General features: G+C 48.6%; 1 protein-coding gene and 1 pseudogene. Both read right to left on the reverse strand.

The annotated features are described in order from the left end of the window. Positions 1-170, reverse strand: a 170-nt coding sequence (locus tag CIK99_RS16035) for a DUF4248 domain-containing protein (protein ID WP_371590991.1), incomplete at its 3' end; no start/stop codon positions are given. Positions 171-400: 230 nt separating this feature from the next. Beyond that, positions 401-806: pseudogene (locus CIK99_RS15255) on the reverse strand (DUF3874 domain-containing protein); the annotation flags it as partial.

Consider the following 806-nt stretch of genomic DNA (forward strand, 5'->3'; position numbering starts at 1 on the left):
AGACGGACTTGCCTTGCTGTCAGGGTCTTGGTCTTCTTGTATGGCTGACCTATTTCCTCCAAGGCGGCAACGAGGTCGGGACAGTTGGCTATCCACATTCGTAACGATCGGACTGCCTCTATCGGGGACTTGTCCGGGAAATACATAATTGCTAAATCTCTGCGAGTCATGAGACAAAGATTAAAAAATTAAAGATTAAAAGATTAAAGTCTTAAAAGCTGAAAGCTTAAAGAAATTCTCCGTGACAGGCGTGTGAGGTGTGTGAGGTATGTGGGGTATATATACTAACATTTTTATAATTTCTATTGAAGCCCTACTATATAGTAACCCTTTAATTCATTATACGCATAGTATGTATATATTATCTGTCACCAGTGTCACACCTGTCACGCCTTTGGACTTAAAATGGCATGTCTTTTTTGGGTGGTTCTTCACCATTGGGCAAGACGTTGCCTATGTCGGAGGCGGGTCGCTCATAGAGCTTCCAGAAACGGCCGTCGTGCGTACGATACTGTTCGAAACCCATGTCCTGCAGCGCTTTACCGACCTGCACTGCCGACAGGCGTACCTGGCCGCCGAAGCGGGCGACGATGTCGGAGGCGGTGAGATAGACTGCCTTCTCGTTTTCGCCGGGCTTGCGGTAGCGGGTGGCGATGAGTTCGCGTGCAAGGTTTGGGGTCTCATAGGCGCGGTTGCGGGTGTTGAGCTTCGCAACCTCACCAGTGTCAAACCAATACCTGAATCCCGTGTCGAGAAGATGACGGATCTGAGAATATACGCCGACATAGTTGATGTTGGCCTCTGTA

The organism is Prevotella sp. P5-92, assembly GCF_002251245.1.
In the GTDB taxonomy this organism is placed as follows: domain Bacteria; phylum Bacteroidota; class Bacteroidia; order Bacteroidales; family Bacteroidaceae; genus Prevotella.